This window comes from Mycobacterium sp. E2479, assembly GCF_001667925.1.
In the GTDB taxonomy this organism is placed as follows: domain Bacteria; phylum Actinomycetota; class Actinomycetes; order Mycobacteriales; family Mycobacteriaceae; genus Mycobacterium.
On the sequence record NZ_LZJR01000137.1, the window covers coordinates 1 to 657 of the forward strand.

The following is a 657-nucleotide window of genomic DNA, read 5'->3' on the forward strand; positions in this document are numbered from 1 at the left end:
CTCGGTGATGATGTCGCGCAACGCCTTCAATCCGGGGCGCTTCGACCGCCTGCCACCGCGGTGCTCGTGGCCGGCCACCCGCATAGCCCGCTCGAAGGCCGCCAGGCCCGGATAGTCCCGCATCAACCGGCTGGACTCGTCGAATACCGCAGCGAGGCGATCGACGACATTGTCGGTTTGCGCGGCGGCAGCCCGCAGCCGGGGACGTGCGATGCGGTCCATCTCGCTGACGGTGGCCTCGAGCAATTCGGACTTGTTCGCAAAGTAGTGATACAGGCTGCCGCTGGTCATGTCGGCGGCCCGGGCGATCTCGCGAATCGTCGCCCGCGCGTACCCCACCGTGGCCACACACCGCATAGTGGCGACGATGATCCGCCGGCGGGTCTCCTCGCCGCTGGCGCCGACCGGGCGCCCGCGGTGCGCCCGCGTCACGGTGCTGGCTCCATTGGTCGCATCCCGTCCGTCGGCCGATGGTGCCGACTCATCGAATATAATCGGACGATCAATTTTCTTGACGGCGCGGAGGTGCGCGGTGCGTGACCGACGGACCCGCAGGGCGCCATGACCATCACCCCGTCGCAATTGGGCCGGCCGGTGGGCGCCGATGGCGAGCAGACCCGGGCACGAATCGTCACCGCGGCGATGCGCTGTGTGGCC

General features: G+C 68.9%; 1 protein-coding gene and 1 pseudogene. One reads left to right on the forward strand and one right to left on the reverse strand.

Going from position 1 to position 657, the window contains the following annotated elements; all coding sequences use genetic code 11:
* A partial coding sequence (locus tag A5686_RS20815) for a TetR/AcrR family transcriptional regulator (protein WP_231986442.1) occupies positions 1-432 on the reverse strand: 432 nt, incomplete at its 3' end.
* Between the two features lie 129 nt (positions 433-561).
* Between A5686_RS20815 and A5686_RS28055 the strand changes: the two are divergent.
* Positions 562-657 (forward strand): annotated as a pseudogene (locus A5686_RS28055) (TetR/AcrR family transcriptional regulator); the annotation flags it as partial.